19 protein-coding genes are annotated in these 19,585 nt (G+C 74.8%); 11 read left to right on the top strand and 8 right to left on the bottom strand.

Going from position 1 to position 19,585, the window contains the following annotated elements; genetic code table 11:
* Positions 1-47: 47 nt before the first annotated feature.
* The 3 genes from HL663_RS04600 to HL663_RS04590 all read left to right on the top strand — a co-directional run bounded on the left by HL663_RS04600 (position 48) and on the right by HL663_RS04590 (position 1,935).
* On the top strand, positions 48-788 hold the full coding sequence (locus HL663_RS04600) for a YqjF family protein (RefSeq protein ID WP_173027266.1): 741 nt from the start codon (positions 48-50) through the stop codon (positions 786-788).
* A complete protein-coding gene (locus HL663_RS04595) occupies positions 785-1,198 on the top strand; it encodes a hypothetical protein (RefSeq protein ID WP_173027265.1) in 414 nt (137 codons plus the stop codon). Before HL663_RS04600 ends, HL663_RS04595 begins: the two co-directional genes overlap by 4 nt.
* Positions 1,199-1,278: 80 nt before the next feature.
* Positions 1,279-1,935, top strand: coding sequence for an SDR family oxidoreductase (locus tag HL663_RS04590; RefSeq protein WP_173027264.1), 657 nt, complete (start codon positions 1,279-1,281; stop codon positions 1,933-1,935).
* Here HL663_RS04590 and HL663_RS04585 read toward each other — a convergent pair.
* From HL663_RS04585 to HL663_RS04555, 7 genes are all read right to left on the bottom strand, one after another.
* Positions 1,925-3,067, bottom strand: coding sequence for a glutamate--cysteine ligase (locus HL663_RS04585; RefSeq protein ID WP_173027263.1), 1,143 nt, complete (start codon positions 3,065-3,067; stop codon positions 1,925-1,927). The genes HL663_RS04590 and HL663_RS04585 overlap by 11 nt on opposite strands.
* 83 nt (positions 3,068-3,150) lie before the next feature.
* Complete coding sequence (locus tag HL663_RS04580) at positions 3,151-4,107, bottom strand: phosphotransferase (protein ID WP_173027262.1); 957 nt, start codon at positions 4,105-4,107, stop codon at positions 3,151-3,153.
* Positions 4,108-4,109: 2 nt separating this feature from the next.
* Complete coding sequence (locus HL663_RS04575; protein WP_173027261.1) at positions 4,110-5,357, bottom strand: arginine deiminase; 1,248 nt, start codon at positions 5,355-5,357, stop codon at positions 4,110-4,112.
* A 103-nt stretch (positions 5,358-5,460) separates the two neighbouring features.
* Positions 5,461-6,753, bottom strand: coding sequence for a YibE/F family protein (locus HL663_RS04570; RefSeq protein ID WP_173027260.1), 1,293 nt, complete (start codon positions 6,751-6,753; stop codon positions 5,461-5,463).
* 8 nt (positions 6,754-6,761) lie between these two features.
* The gene (locus tag HL663_RS04565; RefSeq protein WP_173027259.1) at positions 6,762-7,478 is read right to left on the bottom strand and encodes an NUDIX hydrolase; all 717 of its coding nucleotides are present in this window, start codon (positions 7,476-7,478) and stop codon (positions 6,762-6,764) included.
* A complete protein-coding gene (locus tag HL663_RS04560) occupies positions 7,475-8,053 on the bottom strand; it encodes an isochorismatase family protein (protein WP_173027258.1) in 579 nt (192 codons plus the stop codon). The genes HL663_RS04565 and HL663_RS04560 overlap by 4 nt, the downstream gene beginning before the upstream one ends.
* The gene (locus HL663_RS04555; protein ID WP_353654112.1) at positions 8,046-9,347 is read right to left on the bottom strand and encodes a nicotinate phosphoribosyltransferase; all 1,302 of its coding nucleotides are present in this window, start codon (positions 9,345-9,347) and stop codon (positions 8,046-8,048) included. Before HL663_RS04555 ends, HL663_RS04560 begins: the two co-directional genes overlap by 8 nt.
* A 319-nt stretch (positions 9,348-9,666) precedes the next feature.
* On the opposite strand from HL663_RS04555, the gene HL663_RS04550 reads away from it, so the two are divergent.
* Positions 9,667-10,275, top strand: coding sequence for a hypothetical protein (locus HL663_RS04550; RefSeq protein ID WP_173027257.1), 609 nt, complete (start codon positions 9,667-9,669; stop codon positions 10,273-10,275).
* Positions 10,276-10,322: 47 nt separating this feature from the next.
* Positions 10,323-11,027, top strand: a complete 705-nt coding sequence (locus HL663_RS04545; RefSeq protein WP_173027256.1) for a Pr6Pr family membrane protein — start codon at positions 10,323-10,325, stop codon at positions 11,025-11,027.
* Between the two features lie 3 nt (positions 11,028-11,030).
* Here the strand turns inward: HL663_RS04545 and HL663_RS04540 are convergent, their stop codons facing one another.
* Positions 11,031-11,498 carry an SRPBCC family protein gene (locus HL663_RS04540; protein ID WP_173027255.1) on the bottom strand — a complete coding sequence of 156 codons (468 nt, stop codon included), beginning with the start codon at positions 11,496-11,498 and terminating at the stop codon, positions 11,031-11,033.
* Between the two features lie 326 nt (positions 11,499-11,824).
* On the opposite strand from HL663_RS04540, the gene HL663_RS04535 reads away from it, so the two are divergent.
* From HL663_RS04535 to HL663_RS04510, 6 genes are read left to right on the top strand one after another with little or no spacing between them, the layout of a single operon-like run.
* Complete coding sequence (locus HL663_RS04535; RefSeq protein WP_173027254.1) at positions 11,825-12,862, top strand: LacI family DNA-binding transcriptional regulator; 1,038 nt, start codon at positions 11,825-11,827, stop codon at positions 12,860-12,862.
* A gap of 43 nt (positions 12,863-12,905) precedes the next feature.
* Complete coding sequence (locus HL663_RS04530; RefSeq protein WP_173027253.1) at positions 12,906-14,180, top strand: sugar ABC transporter substrate-binding protein; 1,275 nt, start codon at positions 12,906-12,908, stop codon at positions 14,178-14,180.
* A gap of 1 nt (position 14,181) precedes the next feature.
* Positions 14,182-15,132 (top strand): carbohydrate ABC transporter permease, encoded by a 951-nt coding sequence (locus tag HL663_RS04525; RefSeq protein WP_173027252.1) that lies wholly within the window; start codon positions 14,182-14,184, stop codon positions 15,130-15,132.
* 4 nt (positions 15,133-15,136) lie between these two features.
* Positions 15,137-15,961, top strand: a complete 825-nt coding sequence (locus HL663_RS04520; RefSeq protein ID WP_173027251.1) for a carbohydrate ABC transporter permease — start codon at positions 15,137-15,139, stop codon at positions 15,959-15,961.
* A 48-nt stretch (positions 15,962-16,009) separates the two neighbouring features.
* The gene (locus HL663_RS04515; RefSeq protein WP_173027250.1) at positions 16,010-17,629 is read left to right on the top strand and encodes a glucoamylase family protein; all 1,620 of its coding nucleotides are present in this window, start codon (positions 16,010-16,012) and stop codon (positions 17,627-17,629) included.
* Positions 17,626-19,515 (top strand): glycoside hydrolase family 3 protein, encoded by a 1,890-nt coding sequence (locus tag HL663_RS04510; protein ID WP_173027249.1) that lies wholly within the window; start codon positions 17,626-17,628, stop codon positions 19,513-19,515. Before HL663_RS04515 ends, HL663_RS04510 begins: the two co-directional genes overlap by 4 nt.
* Positions 19,516-19,585: the final 70 nt, after the last annotated feature.

The raw sequence follows: 19,585 nt of genomic DNA, 5'->3' as shown, positions 1-19,585 counted from the left end.
GCGCCGTCCGGCCCCCGGCGCCGCTGCGCGCGACGGAGACTCGGAGCATGCAGGCACGGGTCGAGGCTCCCCCGCTGACGGGCCCACGGACGATGCGCCAACAGTGGCGCGACATCACGTTCGTCCACTGGGCGGTGCCGCCCGAGCGCGTCGCCCCGCTCCTGCCGGCCGGCGCCCGCCCCGACGTCCTCGACGGCGTGACGTACGTCGGCCTCATCCCCTTCCGGATGCACCGGGCCGGCTTCGGTCGCGGCCCGGCCGTGCCGTGGCTCGGCGACTTCCTCGAGACCAACGTCCGCTTCTACTCGGTCGACGACGAGGGCCGCCACGGCGTGGTCTTCGGGTCGCTCGAGTGCGAGCGCACGCTCGTCGCCGTCGGGGCGCGGCTCGTCTTCGGCACGCCGTACACATGGGCGCGGATGCGGATGGAGCGCTCCGGCGACGAGGTGCGCTACACCTCGACCCGCCGGCTGCCCGCGCCCCGCGGGGCCCGCTCGACGATGCGCGTCCGGGTCGGCGAGGAGCTGCCCGAGCCGGACGTGGTGTCCGAGTTCGTCACCGCCCGGTTCGGCCTGCACACCCGCGTCGCCGGACGCACCGCGTGGGTCCCCAACGAGCACCCGCCCTGGCCGCTGCGCCGGGCCGAGCTGCTCGACCTCGACGACGAGCTCCTCGCCGCCGCCGGGTTCGCCGACCTCGCCGCCCGGCCCCCGGACAGCGTCCTGCACTCGACCGGCACGCTCACCGCCTTCGGGATGCCGCGCCGCCTGCGGGCCCCGGGCCGGTGACACCGCTCGTCGCCCTCGCCGCCGTCGCCGCGTGGCACGCCGCGTTCCAGCTGGCGGTGAGCACGCTCGCCTACCCGACCCTCCTCGAGCAGCCGGCCGACCGGTTCGCCGACGCCCACGACCGCCACTCGCGCCGGGTCCTCGTCCTCGTCGTCCCGACCTACGCGGCCGTGCTCGGGGCCGCCGGGTGGGCGCTGGCCTCCGGGCCCCGCACGGCCGCGGTCCTGATGGCCGTCGCGCTCCAGGGGGTCGTCCTCCTCCTCACCGCTCTCCTGGCCGCCCCGACCCACGGCGCGCTCGGCCGCCGGGGCCGCACGCCCGCCCTCGCGCGCCGCCTGCGGACGGTCGACGCCGCACGCTCGGTCACCGCGGTGGCGGGGCTCGTCGCCGCCGTCGCCGCCCTGGCCTGACCGCCGCTGTCGGACGCACCTGTCGGACGCCCCTGTCGAACCCGAGGAACAGCGGCCCCCGGGCGGGTGTTGGCCCGGACATGCGCGTACTCACCATCGGCGGCCACGGCAAGGTCGCCCGCCTCCTGACCCCCCTCCTCGCCGAGCGTTCGCACGAGGTCACCGCGGTCATCCGCAACCCCGAGCACACCGCCGACGTCGAGGCCGACGGTGCCACCGCGAAGGTCGCCGACGTCGAGTCGATGTCGACCGGCGAGCTGACCGACCTCGTCCGCGGCTTCGACGCCGTCGTCTGGTCGGCCGGCGCCGGTGGCGGCAGCCCCGAGCGCACCTACGCCGTCGACCGCGACGCGGCCATCCGCTCGATGGACGCCGCCCTCGAGGCCGGGGTCGACCGGTACGTGATGGTGTCGTACTACGGCGCCGGGCCCGGCCACGGTGTGCCGGAGGACGACGGCTTCTTCGCCTACGCCGAGGCCAAGACCGCGGCCGACGAGCACCTCCAGGCCTCCGGCCTCGCGTGGACCCTCGTGCGCCCCAGCGCCCTGACCGACGACCCGTCGACCGGCCGCATCGAGACCTCGCGCACCGGCGCGGGCAAGGGGTCGGTGCCGCGCGCCGACGTCGCCCTCGTCGTCGCCGAGGTGCTCGCCCGCCCGGGCACGGCGCACGCCGTCGTCGAGTTCAACACCGGCGACACCCCGGTCGCCGACGAGCTGGACGCCGTCAGCCGCTGACGAGCGCGGCCCGCACGGCCGCCCGCAGGTCACCGTCCGCGGCGGTGGCGGCCTCGCGCATCCGCGTGTAGCCGCCGCCCCCGCGGGCCAGCCGCTCGATGCCCGCGAGCTCCGCGACGCAGCCGAGCCGTCGGGCCACCGGCTGGAGGCGCTCGAGCAGCTCGAGCACGTCGTCGACGACCGGCACCTCACGGCTGTCCGCATCGACGATGACGATGGCCTCGAGCCCGTACCGGGCTGCGCGCCACTTGTTCTCCTGCACGTGCCACGGCGGCAGGGGGGCGGGGAGGCGCCCGACGTCGAGCTGGTCCTCGAGGTGCACGACGAGGCAGTGCACGAGCGCCGCGACGGCCGTGACGTCGGCGAGGCTCGACAGCCCGTCGCACGCGCGGACCTCGATGGTCCCGAGGCCGAGCGAGGGCCGGATGTCCCAGCGCAGCTCGCTCACGTCGTCGACGACCCCCGTCGTGAAGACGTCGTGCAGGTAGGTCCGGTACTGCGCCCAGGTCTCGAACTGGAAGGGCAGCCCCGCGGTCGGCAGCTGCTGGAAGAGCATCGTGCGGTTGCTCGCGTACCCCGTGTCGACCCCACCGGTGAACGGCGAGGACGCTGAGAGCGCCGTGAGGTGCGGGTGGTACGTGAGCAGGGCGTTGACGAGCGGCCACACCTTGGCCGCCGAGGTGATGCCGACGTGGACGTGCACGCCGTAGATGACCATCTGCCGGCCCCACCACTGGGTGCGGTCGATGAGCGTCGCGTAGCGCTCTCCCGAGGAGACCTCCTGGTCCTCCCAGCGGCTGAACGGGTGCGCCCCACCGCCGAACAGCGCCAGACCGCGGTCGTCGGCGGCCCGCCGGACCTGGTCGAGGCCGTGCTGCAGGTCCTCGCCGGCGGCCGCGGCGTTGTCGCAGATGCCCGTGACGATCTCGAGCGTGTTGGTCAGCAGCTCGTTGGTCACCGACGAGCGTCCGGCAGAGGCGGACCCGCTGCGCGTGCCGCTGTCGCCGAGGGCCGCGATGAGCTCCGGCGCCCGCGAGACGAGGTCGAGCGTGCCGGGGTCCACGAGGCCCAGCTCCCACTCGACGCCGAGCGTGCGGCCCGCGGACGGGTGGAACGTGCGGTCGGGGCTCATCGGGGGGTCCCTCCGGTGGTCGAGCACTGGTGGACGAGCCTACGGGGCACCCGGCCGGGGGCGACAGGTGACCTGCGACGACGTCAGCCGTCGAGGCCCGCGAGCGTGGCGCGCAGGGAGCGCAGCTGCCACGCCGTGTCGGCGTCCGGTGCCGGCGCCGCCGCGAGCTCGACGACGTAGGCGGCGACGTCGGCCAGCGCCCACCGGCGCTCGCGCCACCGCATCCGGCCCGGTGACGGCACCCGCCCGGCGAGGTCGGCGTAGAGGGCGGTGACGTCGATGTCGGTGCGCGCCGCGACGAGCCAGAGGTCGCGCTCGGGCTCCGCCCGGCGGGCGGTGTCCCAGTCGACGAGCACCGGGCCGTCGGCGGTGCGGACGACGTTGCCGGGATGGGGCTCGCCGTGGGTCAGGACGCCGTCGGCGGCTCCCGACGTCCCGGCCGCGTCCTCGCCCAGCGCCTGGCGCACCGCGTCCAAGTGGGAGTGCAGGGCCTCGGCGACGGCCCCGGCCAGCGGTCCGCCGGCGAGCGGCTCCCCGCGGCCGCACCGGTCGAGCGCGACCTCGAGCCCGTCCCGGCCCGGCAGCGCGGGGTCCTCGAGTGGCGCCGGGGTGCGTGCCGCGTCGACGGCGTGGAGGGCGGCGAGCAGCCGCACGACCGCCTCGGCGTCCGCGTCGGCCCACCGGTCGGAGAAGCCACCCGCCGTGCCGTCGAGCCACGGCTGCACCGACACCGACCACGGGCCGACGCGGTGCAGCAGCGCGCCGTCGGCGGCGGCCACCGGGCCGTGCGCCCCGGCGACCCCGTGCGCGCGGGCCGCGGCCGGGACCCCGTAGGCGGCGGCCAGCCGGGCGGCGGACGCGTCGTCCGGCGTCGCGTCGGCCGTGACGAACCAGCGACGGCCGTCCGCGCCCGTCGTCGCCCAGTGGTGGCTGCCGTAGCCGACGGGCAGGTGGGTCAGCGACCCCGCGCCCGGGTCCCACCCGGCGCGCACGGCCTCGAGGACGGCGTCGTCGGGCAGCCCGCGCGGCGGGGTCTGCACGGTCAGTAGTCGACGGGGTCGCGGACCAGCGGGCAGGTCATGCAGTGCCCGCCCCCGCGGCCGCGGCCGAGCTCGGAGCCGACGATCTCGACGACCTCGATGCCGGCCTCGCGCAGCAGCGCGTTCGTCGTCGTGTTGCGGTCGTAGGTGAACACGACGCCCGGCTCGACGGCGACGGCGTTGTTGCCGCTGTCCCACTGCTGGCGCTCGGAGGCGTAGACGTCGCCACCGGTCTCGATGACGCGCAGGCCGTCGAGGCCGAGGGCGTCGGCGACGACCTTCGTGAAGGTGCCCTCGCCGCGGTCCTCGACCTCGACCCCGGGGTCGGTGTCGGACGGGTGGAGGACGAAGGTGTGCGCGCCGTCCATGACGTTCGGGTAGAGGGTCACGACGTCGCGGTCGGCGAAGGTGAAGACGGTGTCGAGGTGCATCGCGGCGCGCAGCTGGGGCAGGCCGGCGACGACGACCTTCTCGGCCGCGCCCTGGGCGAAGAGGGAGGCGGCGACCTGCGTGATGGCCTGCCGCGAGGTGCGCTCGCTCATCCCGACGAGGACCACGCCGTTGCCGACCGGCATGACGTCGCCGCCCTCGAGCGTCGCCTCGCCCCAGTCGGCCTCGGGGTCGCCCCACCACACGGTCGAGCCCGCGAAGTCGGGGTGGAAGCGGTAGACCGCCTTGTAGATGATCGTCTCGTTCTGGCGCGCCGGCCAGTAGAGCGGGTTGAGGGTCAGCCCGCCGTAGACCCAGCACGTCGTGTCGCGCGTGTAGAGGGTGTTGGGCAGCGGCGGCAGCAGGTACTCGCGCGCGCCGGACTGCTCGCGCGCCAGCAGGACGAAGGGCGTGCGGAAGTCCTCGGGCAGGTCGGGGATGGCGAGCCCGCCGATGAGGAAGTCCGCGAGGCGCGCCGGCTCGAGGCTCTCGAGGAAGGCCCGGGTGGAGTCGACGAGCCCGAGCCCGACGTGGTTGGGCACGATCTTGCGGTCGAGCAGCCAGTCGCGCGCCTGCGGGATGGCCATCGTCTCGGCGAGCACGTCGTGCAGCTCGACGACCTCGACGCCCAGGCCCTGCAGCTTGCCGACAAAGTCGGCGTGGTCGCGCTCGGCCTGGCCGACCCACATGACGTCGTCGAAGAGCAGGTCGGCGCTGTTGGTCGGCGTGAGCCGGCGGTGGGCGAGCCCGGGCCGGCAGACGAGGACCTTGCGCAGGCGCCCGACCTCGGAGTGCACCCCCAGCGTGCTGGCGTCGGTCATCGTGCTCCTCGCGGGTGGCGGCGGACGGTCCGGCCGCGTCGTGGAGCCCGCGGGCCGGACCCCGATCCCACCACACCGTCGGGCGCCACGACCAGCGCGGCGCTCACGCCGGGACGGCGTCGAGGGGCTCGCCGGGCGCGTCCGCCGGGCTGGGCGGCGGCGCGACGAGCACGGCGACGGCCGTCGTCGCGGGGATGGCCAGGACCAGGCCGACGGCGCTGGCCAGGGTGCGCACCACCTCCGCCGTGATGTCCTCGGAGAGGAAGAGCTTGTCGGCGCCCTGACCGGAGAGCGCGATGAGCAGGAGGATGGGCAGGGCGGCTCCGGCGTAGGCGAACACGATCGTGTAGACGGTCGAGGCCAGGTGGTCGCGGCCGATCCGCATCGCCGACGCGAAGAGGGCCCCGCGGGTGCGCCGGGGGTCGGCGGCGCGCAGCTCCCACACGGCCGAGGTCTGGCTGATGGTCACGTCGTTGAGGACGCCGAAGGCCGCGATGAGGACGCCGCAGGCGACGAGGTCGTGCAGCCGGACCTCGGTCGCGAGCGCCTGCAGCAGACCGCTGTTCTCGTCGCCGACGCCGGTCAGCCGGGCCGCGTCCGAGCCGAGGACGCCCGCGACGGCCGTGAGCCCGAGGCCGAGGACGGTGCCGAGGAGCGCTGTGGAGGTGCGCAGGCTGAGCCCGTGCGTGAGGTAGAGGACGACGAGCATCGTCGCGCCGGAGGCGGTGAGCCCCACCGCGACCGGGTTCGCGCCGTCGAGGAGCGCCGGGGCCACGAAGAACAGGAGGATGGCGCCGCCCACCCCGAGGCTGACGAGGGCCGCGAGCCCGCGCCACCGCGCGACGAGCAGGACGAGCACGACGAAGACGGCCGCGAGGACGAGCAGCGGCGGCTGCCGCTCGACCCCCGCGAAGGAGTACGCGCTGTCGAGGATCGCCCCCTGCTCCTGGGCCGAGTCGACGGCGGCGTCCGGCAGCTTCAGCAGCGTCACCGTGTCGCCGGCGCGCAGGCCCGAGCGGCTGACCTCCGGCTGGATGCGGACCGTCTGCTCCGAGCCGTCGTCGAGGCGCACCGTCAGCTGCCCGCAGTCGGGCGCGCCGGTCGGCACCTCGTCCGTCGAGTCAGGGGCGAGGGCCGGGCAGGGCGTCGTCAGCGAGACGACGGTGGCCTGCGGGAAGGTCGCCCCCTGCACCGCGTAGTCGAGCTCGGGGTTGGTCGGCAGGTCGCCGCGCGGCCAGAGGGCCACGAGGCCGACGACCGTGGCCGCGGTCGTCAGCAGCACGAGGAGCACGACGACGACACGCGTCACGAGCGGGGTGGGCGGCAGGCGGTCGGGGTCGTCGCCGATCCGCGCCTCGTGCGCGGCGGCCCCGGGCAGGGCGTGGTGGTGGCCCATCGGCGGGGTCAGCGCTCCGGCCGGGTCGCCGTGCGGAGCATCGGCGGCTGGATGTCCGTCGCCGTGCCCCGGCGGTAGAGCAGCGCCGGGCGGCCGCCCGCGGCCGAGACGCCGTGGGCCTGCGTGGGGACGACGAAGCCGTCCGTGCCGAGGACCTTGCGCCGGAAGTTGCCGAGGTCGGGCGGGGTGCCCCAGACCGCGGTGTAGACGCGGCGCAGCTCCGGCAGCGTGAACGGCTCGGCCACGAACTCCCGCGCGAGGGTCGTGTACTCGAGCTTGGCGCGTACCCGGTCGCGGGCGTCGCGCAGGATCTCGGCGTGGTCGAACGCCAGGGCGGGGGCGTCCGGGCCGTCGTCGAGCACGTCGTCGACCGACCACCAGCGGGCGCTCGCGGCGTCCGAGCCCGGGCTGGGCTCCGGCAGGTCGGGGGCGAAGGCCACGTGCGCCACCGACACGACGCGCATCCGCGGGTCCCGGTCCGGCGCGGAGTACGTGCGCAGCTGCTCGAGGTGACCCTCGAAGCGCTCGACGCCCGTCTCCTCGCGCAGCTCGCGCCACGCGGCCGTCTCGGCGTCCTCGTCGGCCTCGACGAACCCGCCGGGCAGCGCCCAGGACCCCGCGAAGGGCTCGGCGCCGCGCTCGACGAGCAGGACGCAGAAGACGCCGTCGCGGATGGTGAAGACGCCGAGGTCGACGGTGACGGCGAAGGGCGGGTGCCCGCTCACGGCGCGACCTCCGCCCCGGCCGCGGCCATCTCGGCGAGGGCCCGCTCGCTCGTGACCGGGCCGACGCCGGCGTGCATCCCGGCGAGCAGCCGGACCGAGAAGCCCTCGCGGCGGGCGTCGAGGACGGTGGCCCGGACGCAGTGGTCGGTGGCGATGCCGGTGACGTCGAGGTGGGTCACCCCGAGCCCGCGCAGCAGGTCGGCCAGGGGCCGGCCGTCCTCGGTCGTGCCCTCGAAGGCGCTGTAGGCGGCCTTGCCCCGGCCCTTGCGGACGTGGTGGGTGACGGCGGAGGTGTCGAACCCGTCGGCGTAGCCGGCTCCCGGGCCCGTGGAGACGCAGTGCGCCGGCCACGTGCTCACGTAGTCGGGCTCGGCCCCCGGCGCGGCGAAGTGGCCGCCGTTGGTGCCGTGCGGCTCGTGCCAGTCGCGCGAGGCGACGACGGCGACGTAGTCGTCCCGGTGCCCGGCGAGGTGCTCGCTGACCCGCCGGGCCACCTCGGCGCCGCCCTCGACCCCGAGCGCGCCCCCCTCCACGAAGTCGGTCTGGACGTCGACGACGACGAGTGCGTCAGCCATCGGTCTCCCCTTCCTGCTCGACGGTGAGGTACGGCCGGCCGGCGGCGACGGAGCGCGCCTCCGGGGGCAGCGTGGCGAGCGCCGCGGCGCAGTGCGCCCGGACGGCGTCGAGGTCGGGGCCGCCGACCGGCCGGCCGCCGCGCAGGACGGGCACCTGGACGCGGGTCGCGCCGGGCTCGTCGCGGCCGTCGGTGCGGTACCACTCGCGCCGGAGGACGCCGCCCTCGTCGTGCGCGCGCCAGGCCGTCTTGCCGCCCCCGACCGAGACCTTGTCGTGGCTCTTCTTCGCGACCGGCCGCAGCGGGCCGCCGGGCTCGGCGGCCACCGCGACGAGCTTGTAGACGAGGCTCGCGGTGGGGTGGCCGGAACCGGTGACGACCCGGGTCCCGACGCCGTAGCCGTCGATCGGCGCGTCGGCGAGCGCCGTGAGCACGTACTCGTCGAGGTCGCTCGTCGCGGTGATCCGCGTGGTGTGGGCGCCGAGCTCGTCGAGGAGCGCGCGGGCCGCCGCCGAGGTCTCGGCGAGGTCCCCGGAGTCGATGCGGACCGCCCCGAGCCGCGGCCCGGCGACCTCCACGGCCGTCCGGATGCCCTGCTCGACGTCGTAGGTGTCGACGAGGAGGGTCGTGCCGACGCCCTGCACCGCGACCTGGCTGGCGAACGCCTCGGCCTCGCTCGCGTGGGCCAGCGTGAACGCGTGGGCCGCCGTCCCGACCGTCGGCACCCCGTGGCGGTGGCCGGCGGCGAGGTTGCTCGTCGAGGCGAACCCGGCGAGGTACGCGGCCCGGGCCGCGGCGACCGCCGCCTCCTCGTGGGTGCGCCGGCTGCCCATCTCGACGAGCGGGCGGCCCTGCGCGGCGAGCACCATCCGGGCCGCGGCGCTCGCGACGGCCGTGTCGTGGTTGAGGACGCTCAGCACGAGCGTCTCGAGCATCACGCACTCACCGAGCGTGCCCCGGACGCTGAGGACCGGGCTGCCCGGGAAGTAGAGGTCGCCCTCGGGGTAGGCGTCGACGTCGCCGGAGAACCGGAAGTCGCGCAGCCAGGCCGCCGTCGCGGTGTCCACCACGCCCGCGGCCTCGAGCCAGGCGACCTCGGCCGCGTCGAACCGGAAGTCCTCGACCAGCGCGGCCAGCCGGCCGAGCCCGGCGACGACGCCGTAGCGGCGCCCCTCGGGCAGGCGGCGGGCGAAGGCCTCGAACACCGCGGGATGGTCGACGCTGCCGTCGCGGACGAACGCCGTGAGCATCGTCAGCTCGTAGCGGTCGGTCAGCAGGCCGGGGCCGTGGGTCACCGGAGCCTCCTCGGGAAGTCATGGTGACCATAACCGGCCGCGGGAGCGCGGGACCACCGCAGCGCCGTGGCCGTCGCCCGCCGGTCACCCCGGCCCCCCACCCGCGCCGACCCCGCACGTGCGGGCTTACCGCGATCGGGTGGCGGTCCAAGCCGGCCTTCCCGCGCCGACCCCGCACGTGCGGGCTTATCGCGATCGGCCACCCACCCGGACGACGACACCCCCGCACGTGCGGGCTTAGCGCGATCGGGTGGCGGTCCGGGTCGGCTCAGGGTCGCCCCCGACAGACGCCCGGCCGGCCGCGGGCCACGCTCGACCCATGACGACGACCGCGACCCGCGAGACCGCGCCCCGCGGGGACCGGCGCCCGCGGACCACCCGGCGGGCCACCGCCGGGGTGGTCGGGCCGCTGCTCGGTGCGACGCTGCTCACGGCGCCGGCGCTCGTGGTCCTCGGGCGCCCCGGGACGGCCGCCGTCGACGTCGCCGCGTCCTTCGTCATCGTCGCGGGCCTGCAGGTGGTCGTCGCCCGCGCGTCGTGGCGCCGGACGCGGACCCTCGCGCGCCCGGCGGCCCGCGCGGCCCTGCTGGGTCGGCTCGGCTACGCCGTGCTCGTGACGCTCGCCGCGCTCGGGCTCGTCACGGCCGGGCGCGAGGGCCCCGAGTCCTTCGGGCGCTCGTGGGTCGCGGCGGCCGGGGTCCTCGGGCTCGGGCTCCTGGCGCACGCGGTCGCCCTGTCGCGCAGCCGGACCGGTCACCCCGTGGCGGGATGGGTGGTGGCCGCCGCCGGGCTCGCGGCCATCGCCCTGGCCCTGGTCCCCGGTGGCGCACCGACCGGGGTGGCGCTCTGGGTCGTCGTCACCGGGGAGACCGCCCTCGCCGTCGCTCTCACCCTCCCCGGCGCCGGCCGGCACCCGCGTCCGCGCTGAGGGCGCGCCGCGCCGCCGGCGTCCCACCGCGCGGGCATACTCGCCCCGTGGTCGACGTCCCCGCCCCCGGCACCTCCCGCGCGGCGCGGTCCGCGTTCGCCCTCAACGCCGGCGTCGCGTGGCTCGGCCTCGCGCTGACGCTCGTCATCTCCGGGGCCGGCGGCTACGCGGAGTCGGTGCCGCCGCGCGGGCTCTACGGCCTGCACCCCGACGGCCTCGCCGGCGTGGTGTCCCGCCTGGCCGACACGCTCAGCTACTTCACGATCTGGTCGAACGTCGTCGTCGCCGTCTCCGCGACCCTGCTCGCCCGGCGCCCGATGCGAGCCGCGTTCCTGGACAGGGTGATCCGGCTCGACGCCCTCCTGATGATCACCGTGACCGCCATCGTGTACCAGGTGCTCCTCGCCCCCACCGCCGACGTCGTGGGCTGGTCGCGGCTGACCGACCCGATCCTCCACGTCGTGACGCCGGCGCTCACCGTCCTCGTGTGGCTCGTGGCCGGGCCGCGCGGGTGGGTGACCGGGCGGCTCGTCCCGTTCGCGCTCGTCGTCCCCCTCGCCTGGGTGGCGTGGATGCTCGCCCGCGGCGCCGTGGTCGGTGCCTACCCCTACGACTTCACCAACGTCGTCGAGCTCGGGTACCCGTCCGTCGCAGGCACCCTCGTGGCCATCCTCGTCTTCGGGCTCGTCGTGGCCAGCGTGTTCTGGGGGCTCGACGCCCTGCTCACGCGCCCGGGGCGCCGGCGCGCCTGACCCTCAGGACGCCGACGCGGCGGCCGTGCGCAGCCGGGCCAGGCCGCGCTCCATGTCCGGGCCGACGAGGGAGTCCATCGACTTCACGAGCGAGAAGACCCGCATGACCGGCGACAGCTCGCCGCGCATCCGCCACTCCACGCCCGTCCCGCCACCGGGCTGCGGGGTGAGGACGAACTCGACCCGCGAGCGCGACGGGAACGGCTTCTCGAAGGCGAGGTCGACGTCGACCTGCCCGGGGGTGGACCCGACGACCTCCATCGTGCCGCGGCCCGCCTTCCGGTTGCCCTCCCACGCGTAGCGGGCGCCCGGACCCCGCTCGGCACCCGTGTAGGTGCGGCGCATCTGCGGGTCGAGGTCCTCCCACGGGGACCACCGCGGCCAGGCGTGGAAGTCCTCGAGCAGAGCGTGGACGGCCGCCGGGGAGGCGTCGGTCGTGGTCGAGCGGGTGACGACGTACGGGGTGCCCATCCGGCCAGTGTGGCCGTCTCCCGCGCCGCCGTCGAGGCCCGCCCGGGCTCGGCCGTGGCGTGCCTCGATCGACACTCTCGACGATCGATGACCACCCCGTCCCGTGCCGACATCGACGCTGTCGACGACCGGTGACCACCCGTGGGGGCGGGAAATCGACGAGCGGTCGGGCGCGTCGCATCGGTGCAGGTCAGCGGCCTGCGCATCACGCCCGGGGCCCCTTGCCGACACCGTTGTCGGCGCCCCCACGGGTTGCCGGGCGCCGGGACCCCGTGGCACTGTGAGCGCTTACATTCAGTTGTAAGCGCTTACAAGGAGGTGGCGCGGTGAGTCGCAGCACGAGCACGCCGGAGCACGCGGGCACGACGATCTACTCGGTCGCCGAGGCCGCGGGCGTCTCCATCGCCACCGTCTCCCGCGTCATCCAGGGCAGCACGGCCGTCGCCGAGCGCACCCGCGCCAAGGTCCTCGACGCCATCGACCGGCTCGACTACGTGCCGCTCGCCGCCGCGCGCTCGCTCGCCGTGCGCCACCACGAGGCCGTCGGCCTCGTCCTGCCCGAGCTGCACGGCCCCTACTTCTCCGAGCTGCTCATGGGCTTCGAGCAGGCCGCCGCCGAGCTCGAGCTCAGCGTCGTGCTCGCCCTCGTCGAGCCCGACCGTCCCCTCGACGCCCCGCGCTTCACCCGGCTCACGGCCGGGGTCGACGGCGTGGCCGTGCTCGGCGGGATCATCCCCGACGACGTCCTCGAGCGGGCCGCCCGCCAGAAGCCGGTCCTCGTCGTCGCCGGCGGCGCCACGACCGGCTTCGAGCGCCTCGCCGCCGAGAACGTCGCCAGCTCGCACGAGCTGACCACCCACCTGCTCGACCGGCACGGCCGCACCCGTCCGGTCTTCGCGGGCGACCCCGGCGTCGCCCCCGACGTCCGCCAGCGCTTCGAGGGCTACGCCACCGCCCTGCTCGAGCGCGGCCTCGAGGTCCCCGCGCCCCTCGGCGGGGGGCTGCGCGAGAGCGACGGCGCCGCCGCCGCCGAGCGCATCCTCGCCGGCGAGGTCACCGCCGACGCCGTCGTCTGCGCCAACGACGAGGTCGCCCTCGCGCTGACCACCCGTCTCGCCGCGGGCGGCGTCCGGGTCCCCGACGACCTCGCCGTCACCGGCTGGGACGACGTCATGGCCGCGCGCTACGTCCGCCCCGGCCTCACGACCGTCCGCCAGCCGGTCCGCGAGCTCGGCGGGCTCGCCGCCCGGCGCCTCCACGAGCGCATCACCGGCGCCGAGCCGGGCGACCCCGGCCTGCTCGCCACCCGCGTCGTCCTGCGCGGGTCGTGCGGATGCCCCGAACCGTCGCCGACGGTCCCCTGAGCCACACCCTCGCCCCGTCCACCCACAAGGAAGTGAGTTCGACATGAGACGACGCCCGACGACCGCCCTGGTCATCGTCGCCACCGCGGCGCTGGCCGTCAGCGCCTGCGGCCGCAACGAGAGCGGAGCCGGCGCCGCCACGACCGGCACCGACGTCACCTCCGGCCAGGCCACCGGCACCATCACCGTCTGGGCGATGGGCGCCGAGGGCGAGAAGCTGCCGGAGCTCGCCAAGGACTTCGAGGCCCAGAACCCCGGCGCGAAGGTCGACGTCACCGCCATCCCCTGGGACGCGGCGCACGACAAGTTCACGACCGCCATCACCGCGAACAGCACCCCGGACGCCGCGATGGTCGGCACGACGTGGATGGGCGAGTTCGCCGGCCTCGGCGCGCTCGACCCGCTGCCCGGCAACATCGACTCCGCGGGCTTCTTCCCCGGCGCCCAGGAGACGACGAAGGTCGGCGGCACGAGCTACGGCATCCCCTGGTACGTCGAGACCCGCCTCGTCTACTACCGCACCGACCTCGCGAAGAAGGCCGGGTACACCGAGGCCCCCACGACCTGGGAGGGCCTCAAGGAGATGGCGAAGGCCATGCAGGACAAGGCCGGCGCCAAGTGGGGCATCGGCCTCCAGGCCGGCGGAACCGGCTCCTGGCAGACGGTCATGCCGTTCGCCTGGGGCGAGGGCGCCGCGCTCGACGCCGACGGCAGGTACAGCTTCGACACCCCGCAGCTGCTCAAGGCCGTGCAGTACTACCAGTCCTTCTTCACCGACGGCATCTCCGACAAGGCCGCCCCGGCGCAGCCGACGACCGAGCCGGACTTCGTCAGCGGCAAGGTGCCGATGTTCATCTCCGGCCCGTGGATGATGTCCGCGGTCGAGAAGGTCGGCGGCGAGGGGTTCAAGGACAAGTACGCCGTCGCGAAGATCCCCGCGGGCAGCGCCGGCTCCTCGTCGTTCGTCGGCGGCTCGGACTTCGTCGTCTTCAAGAACAGCAAGCAGCGCGACACCGCGTGGAAGTTCGTCCAGTTCCTCGCCGACCCCAAGACCCAGGCCAAGTGGTACGGGATGTCCACCGACCTCCCCTCCGTCCAGTCCGCGTGGGACGACTCGGCCCTCTCGGGCGACGACAAGCTCGCCGTCTTCGGCGACCAGCTGACGACCGCCAAGGCGCCGCCGTCGTTCCCGACGTGGGAGCAGGTCGTCGCGTCCTTCGACTCCGAGCTCGAGAAGGTGACCAAGACCGGCGCCGACCCGGCCGCGGCGCTCAAGACGGTGCAGCAGCAGGCCGACTCCATCGGCACCGGTCAGTGACATGACCACGACGACCGCCCCGCCGGCCCCCGCCGGCGAGTCCACCGCCCCGGGCGGCGGCCGGCGCACCCGCGCCGCCGCCCGGCGCGAGGGGCGGGCCGCGTGGATCCTCGCCCTCCCGTTCAGCCTGCTCTTCCTCGCGTTCACCGCGTGGCCGGTGCTCCAGTCGCTCTTCATGAGCATCACGGACACCCGCTCGCGCGACCTGCGCACCCCGTTCGCCGTCGACGTCACGGGGTTCGAGAACTACGCCAAGGCGCTCTCGGACCCGCTCTTCCTCCAGTCGATGCGCAACACCGCGTACTTCGTCCTCGTCGGGGTGCCGCTGACCCTGACCGTCGCCCTCGCCGCGGCCGTCGCGCTCGACCGCGGCATCCACCGGCTGCGCTCGGTCTTCCGGCTCGGTTTCTACACACCGGTCATCACCTCGATCGTCGCCGTCGCCGTCGTCTGGCGCTTCCTGCTGCAGACCGACGCCGGGCTCGTCAACACCGTGCTCGGCTGGGTCGGCATCGACGGCCCGAACTGGCTCGGCGACCCCACCTGGTCGATGCCCTCGCTCATCCTCATGGCGACCTGGCGCAACTTCGGCACCGGGATGATCATCTTCCTCGCCGGGCTCCAGGCCGTGCCGTGGCACCTGCACGAGGCCGCCGCCATCGACGGCGCGTCGGCGTGGCAGCGCTTCCGGCACATCACGCTGCCGCTGATGCGCCCGACGATCCTCTTCGTCTCGGTGACCACCGGCATCGGCTACCTGCAGTTCTTCGAGGAGCCCTTCGTCATGACCAACGGCGGCCCGCTGAACTCGACGATCTCGATGTCGATGTACACGTACAAGCAGTTCGGGTTCGGCAACTACGGCTACGCGGCGGCGATCAGCTACATCATCTTCGTCCTCGTCGCGGTCGTCACCGCGATCCAGTTCCGCCTCCTGCGAGAGGAGCGCTGACCCGATGCTCACCGCCAAGCGCACCACCTGGTGGCTCTACGGGGTCCTCACCGTGGCCCTCGTGGCCGTCATCGCCCCGTTCGTGTGGATGGTCCTCGGCTCGTTCAAGTCCGAGGGCGAGCTGCGCCAGTCGCCGCCGACCTGGTGGCCGCAGAGCGCGTCGCTCGACAACTACACGCAGCTGTTCAGCCGGCTCGACTTCGGTGGCTACTTCACCAACTCGGTCGTCGTCGCCGTCGTGGTCACGGTCGGCAACCTGCTCTTCTGCTCGATGCTCGGCTACGCCTTGGCGATGCTCGAGTTCCGCGGCAAGAGAGCGCTGTTCGTCCTCGTCATGACGACGCTGATGATCCCGGGCGTCGTCACCTTCGTGCCGCTGTTCGTGCTCGTCGCGAACGCCGGGCTCGTCGACACCCTCCCCGGGCTGTTCCTGCCGTTCCTCGTCAGCCCGTTCGGCGTCTTCCTCATGCGGCAGTTCATCCTCGGGCTGCCCAAGGACCTCATCGACGCCGGGCGCGTCGACGGCGCCGGCGAGCTGCGGATCTTCGCGCGCATCATCCTGCCCCTGTGCGGGCCGGCCCTCGCGACGCTCGGCATCCTCACCTTCCTCGGCAGCTGGAACAACTTCCTCTGGCCGCTCGTCGTGGCGCAGACCGAGGACACCTACACGCTGCCCGTCGCCCTCGCGCTCTACAGCACCGGCCAGAACAGCACCCAGTACGGGCTGCTGCTCGCGGGCGCCACCGTCGTCGTCCTCCCGGTGCTGGTCGTCTTCATGGTCTTCCAGCGCCGGTTCATCGAGGGCATCGCGACCACCGGCATCAAGTGACGCCCGGACCGTCCGGCGTCACCCACCCCACCCCGTCAGGAGATCCCGATGACCCCCCGTCCCGCCTCCGCCCCCGTCCCGGCCTCGCGCCGCCAGCTGCTCGTCGGCGGCGCCGCCGCCCTCGGCGGCCTCGTCGTCAGCGGCGCCGCGGCCCCCAGCGCGGCCGCCGTGTCCCGTTCCGGCGCACCGTCGCTCGTGCACGGCCCCGACCACCACCACGCGTGGGACCCTCACACCGTGCGCCGCTGGGCCTCGGACACCTGGCGCTCCCTCGTCGCGATGACCGACGAGCGCACCGGCCTGCCGGCCGACAACATCCCGGAGTCGCTCGCCGCCGGCGACCGCAGCGGCTACACCTCGCCGACGAACATCGGCGGGTACCTGTGGAGCGCGGTCGTCGCCCGCGAGCTCGGCATCATCACGCCGGGCGAGGCGACCCGGCGCGTGCGGCAGACCCTCTCGACGCTGCTGCGGATGGAGCACCACGAGCCGAGCGGCATGTACTTCAACTGGTACGACGAGACCTCCGGGGCCGTGCTCACGACGTGGCCGGACTCCGGGGACCCGGTGCAGCCGTTCGTCTCCAGCGTCGACAGCGGCTGGCTCGGGGCCGCGCTCATGGTCGTCCGCGAGGCCGTCCCCGGCGCCCGACGCGACGCCGACCGGCTGTTCTCGCGGATGCGCTGGGACGTCTTCTACGACCCGGCCGGCCCGCGCCCCGGCGGCCTCATGCACGGCGGCTTCTACGTCACCGAGCCCGCCGACACCTCGGGTGTCACCAAGGGCAACCACCTCGGCACCGGCGACGACGTCTGGCTGACCAACCACCACTACGACACGGCGGTGTCCGAGACCCGCATCACGAGCTACCTGGGCATCCTCACGGGCCAGGTCCCGGCGAAGCACTGGTTCGCGTCCTGGCGCACCTTTCCGGCCACGTGCGACTGGTCGTGGCACGAGATGCAGCCGGTCGGCGAGACCCGCACCTACCTCGGGCTCGACGTCTACGAGGGCGCCTACACCTACCGCGGGATGCACGTCGTGCCCGGCTGGGGCGGGTCGATGTTCGAGGAGCTCATGCCGGACGTCTTCGTGCCCGAGGCCCGCTGGGCGCCGCGCTCGTGGGGCCGCAACCACCCGCTGCACGTCCGCGCGCAGCGCGAGCACGGCCTGCTCGAGGCGAAGTACGGCTACTGGGGCTTCTCGCCCTCGTCCAACCCGGCCGGCGGCTACCGCGAGTACGGCGTCGACGCGCTCGGCCTCAACCCCGACGGCTACTGCTCCGACCAGGAGAGCACGAACTACGACCCGGGGTTCGGCACCTGTCGCGAGGCGACCAACCCGCACCCGACCTTCGGCGACGGGGTCGTCACGCCGCACGCCGCGTTCCTCGCGATGATGCACGAGCCGCGGGAGGCGTTCGCCAACCTCTCCGGCATCGAGAAGGACCTGCGGGCCTACGGCCGCGGCGGGTTCTTCGACGCGGTCGCGGTGCGCTCGGGCACGATCGCCCGCCGCTACCTCTCGCTCGACCAGGCGATGGTCATGGGCGCGGTCGGCAACGTCCTGTGTCGCGACGTCATCCGGAAGGCGTTCTCCACGAGGGCGGTCGAGAAGCGCCTGCGCCCCGTCATCGGGATCGAGGAGTTCGGGGCGGGTCTCGCATGAGCACCTCCACCGACACCCCCGTCGTCCACCACCCCGCGACCGACGACACCCCGGCCTGGCGCGACCTCAACGGCAACGGCGTCCTCGACCCCTACGAGGACCCGCGCCTCCCGGTCGACGAGCGCGTCGAGGACCTGCTCGGCCGCCTCTCCCTCGAGGAGAAGGCCGGGCTGATGTTCCACACCGTCATCGAGGCCGGCGCGGACGGCGAGGTGCTCGAGGAGCCCGGTGCCATCAGCAAGTCGGCGACGAGCGACGTGGTGCTGCGGAAGCACCTGTCGCACTTCAACGTCCACGAGCTGCGCGACGCGCGGCAGGCGGCCCGGTGGAGCAACGCCCTCCAGCGGCTCGCCGAGCGGACGCCGCACGGCATCCCGGTCACGGTGAGCACCGACCCCCGGCACGCGTTCATCGAGAACGCCGGGGTGTCCTTCGCGGCCGGCTCGTTCTCGCAGTGGCCCGAGCCGCTCGGGCTCGCGGCGCTGCGCGACCCGGCCCTCGTGCGCCGCTTCGCGGACATCGCCCGGCAGGAGTACACCGCCGTCGGCATCCGCCAGGCCCTGCACCCGACGCTGGACCTCGCCACCGAGCCCCGCTGGGCCCGGCAGGCCGGCACCTTCGGGCAGGACCCGCGCCTCGCCGGCGACCTCGGGGTGGCCTACCTCGAGGGCTTCCAGGGCGGTCCGGAGCTCGGGCCCGACACCGTCGCGTGCGTCACCAAGCACTTCCCCGGCGGTGGCCCGCAGAAGGACGGCGAGGACGCGCACTTCCCCTACGGCCGCGAGCAGGTCTACGAGGGAGGGCGGTTCGCCGACCACCTCGACCCGTTCCCCCGCGCGATCGAGGCGGGCACCGCGGCGATCATGCCGTACTACGGGATGCCCGTCGGGCTCGAGATCGATGGAGAGCCGGTCGAGCAGGTCGGCTTCGGCTTCAACCGTCAGGTCGTGACGGGGCTGCTGCGCGAGCGACTCGGTTTCGACGGCGTCGTCCTCACCGACTGGGAGCTCGTCAACGACAACCACGTCGGCGACCAGGTGCTGCCGGCGCGCGCCTGGGGGGTCGAGCACCTCGACCCCGCCGGCCGGATGGAGCTCCTGCTGCACGCCGGCGCCGACCAGTTCGGCGGCGAGGAGTGCGTCGAGGTCCTCCTCGACCTCGTGCGCTCCGGCCGCGTCGCGGAGGCACGGGTCGACGAGTCGGCCCGCCGCCTGCTGCGGGTCAAGTTCCGCCTGGGGCTCTTCGACGACCCGTTCGTCGACGAGGAGGCGGCGGCGGGCCTCCTCGGCAACGAGGAGTTCCGTGCGGCCGGCTTCGAGGCGCAGGCCCGCTCGGTGACGGTGCTCGTCAACGAGCCCGCGCGCGGCGCTGACGGGGACGCCCCGACCCTCCCGCTGCGCCCCGGCGCTCGCGTCTACGCCGAGGGCGTCGGCGCGGACGACCTCGTCGCCGCCGGGCTCGCCGTCGCGGCGTCCCCCGAGGAGGCCGACGTCGCCCTCGTGCGGCTGCAGGCGCCGTTCGAGCCGCGGGACGACCTCTTCCTCGAGGCGTGGTTCCACCAGGGCTCGCTCGACTTCCCGCCCGGCCTCGTCAGCCGGCTCCAGCGCGTCGCGGCGCAGTGCCCGCTCGTCGTCGACGTCTCCCTCGACCGCCCGGCGGTGCTCACCCCGCTGGTCCCCGTCTGCTCCGCGCTGACCGGGACCTACGGCAGCAGCGGCGCCGCGCTCCTCGCCGCCCTGACCGGGAAGATCCCGCCGGTCGGCCGGCTGCCCTTCGACGTCCCCGCGTCGATGGACGCCGTGCGGCGCCACCCCGAGGACGTCCCCGGGTTCGGGGACGACGCCCTCTTCCGGTTCGGCGACGGTCTGTCACTGGGTCCCGCCTGACCGAGCCGGCCCCGGGCCCGCCACCGTGACCCGGGTGGCGGGCCCGCGGCGTGCCGCCGGCGGGGCACCT

It is taken from the genome of Arthrobacter sp. NEB 688 (assembly GCF_013201035.1).
Taxonomy (GTDB): Bacteria; Actinomycetota; Actinomycetes; order Actinomycetales; family Dermatophilaceae; genus Phycicoccus.
Note: the sequence above shows the minus strand (reverse complement) of the source record. Positions and strands in the feature narration are given on the sequence as shown.

Excerpts from the sequence above, each read along its gene's own strand:
- HL663_RS04530 (WP_173027253.1), top strand. The coding sequence starts at position 12,906 with ATGAGACGACGCCCGACGACCGCCCTGGTCATCGTCGCCACCGCGGCG.
- HL663_RS04550 (WP_173027257.1), top strand. The coding sequence starts at position 9,667 with ATGACGACGACCGCGACCCGCGAGACCGCGCCCCGCGGGGACCGGCGC.
- HL663_RS04510 (WP_173027249.1), top strand. The coding sequence starts at position 17,626 with ATGAGCACCTCCACCGACACCCCCGTCGTCCACCACCCCGCGACCGAC.
- HL663_RS04560 (WP_173027258.1), bottom strand. The coding sequence starts at position 8,053 with ATGGCTGACGCACTCGTCGTCGTCGACGTCCAGACCGACTTCGTGGAG.
- HL663_RS04600 (WP_173027266.1), top strand. The coding sequence starts at position 48 with ATGCAGGCACGGGTCGAGGCTCCCCCGCTGACGGGCCCACGGACGATG.
- HL663_RS04520 (WP_173027251.1), top strand. The coding sequence starts at position 15,137 with ATGCTCACCGCCAAGCGCACCACCTGGTGGCTCTACGGGGTCCTCACC.
- HL663_RS04575 (WP_173027261.1), bottom strand. The coding sequence starts at position 5,357 with ATGACCGACGCCAGCACGCTGGGGGTGCACTCCGAGGTCGGGCGCCTG.
- HL663_RS04515 (WP_173027250.1), top strand. The coding sequence starts at position 16,010 with ATGACCCCCCGTCCCGCCTCCGCCCCCGTCCCGGCCTCGCGCCGCCAG.
- HL663_RS04590 (WP_173027264.1), top strand. The coding sequence starts at position 1,279 with ATGCGCGTACTCACCATCGGCGGCCACGGCAAGGTCGCCCGCCTCCTG.
- HL663_RS04570 (WP_173027260.1), bottom strand. The coding sequence starts at position 6,753 with ATGGGCCACCACCACGCCCTGCCCGGGGCCGCCGCGCACGAGGCGCGG.
- HL663_RS04525 (WP_173027252.1), top strand. The coding sequence starts at position 14,182 with ATGACCACGACGACCGCCCCGCCGGCCCCCGCCGGCGAGTCCACCGCC.
- HL663_RS04585 (WP_173027263.1), bottom strand. The coding sequence starts at position 3,067 with ATGAGCCCCGACCGCACGTTCCACCCGTCCGCGGGCCGCACGCTCGGC.
- HL663_RS04540 (WP_173027255.1), bottom strand. The coding sequence starts at position 11,498 with ATGGGCACCCCGTACGTCGTCACCCGCTCGACCACGACCGACGCCTCC.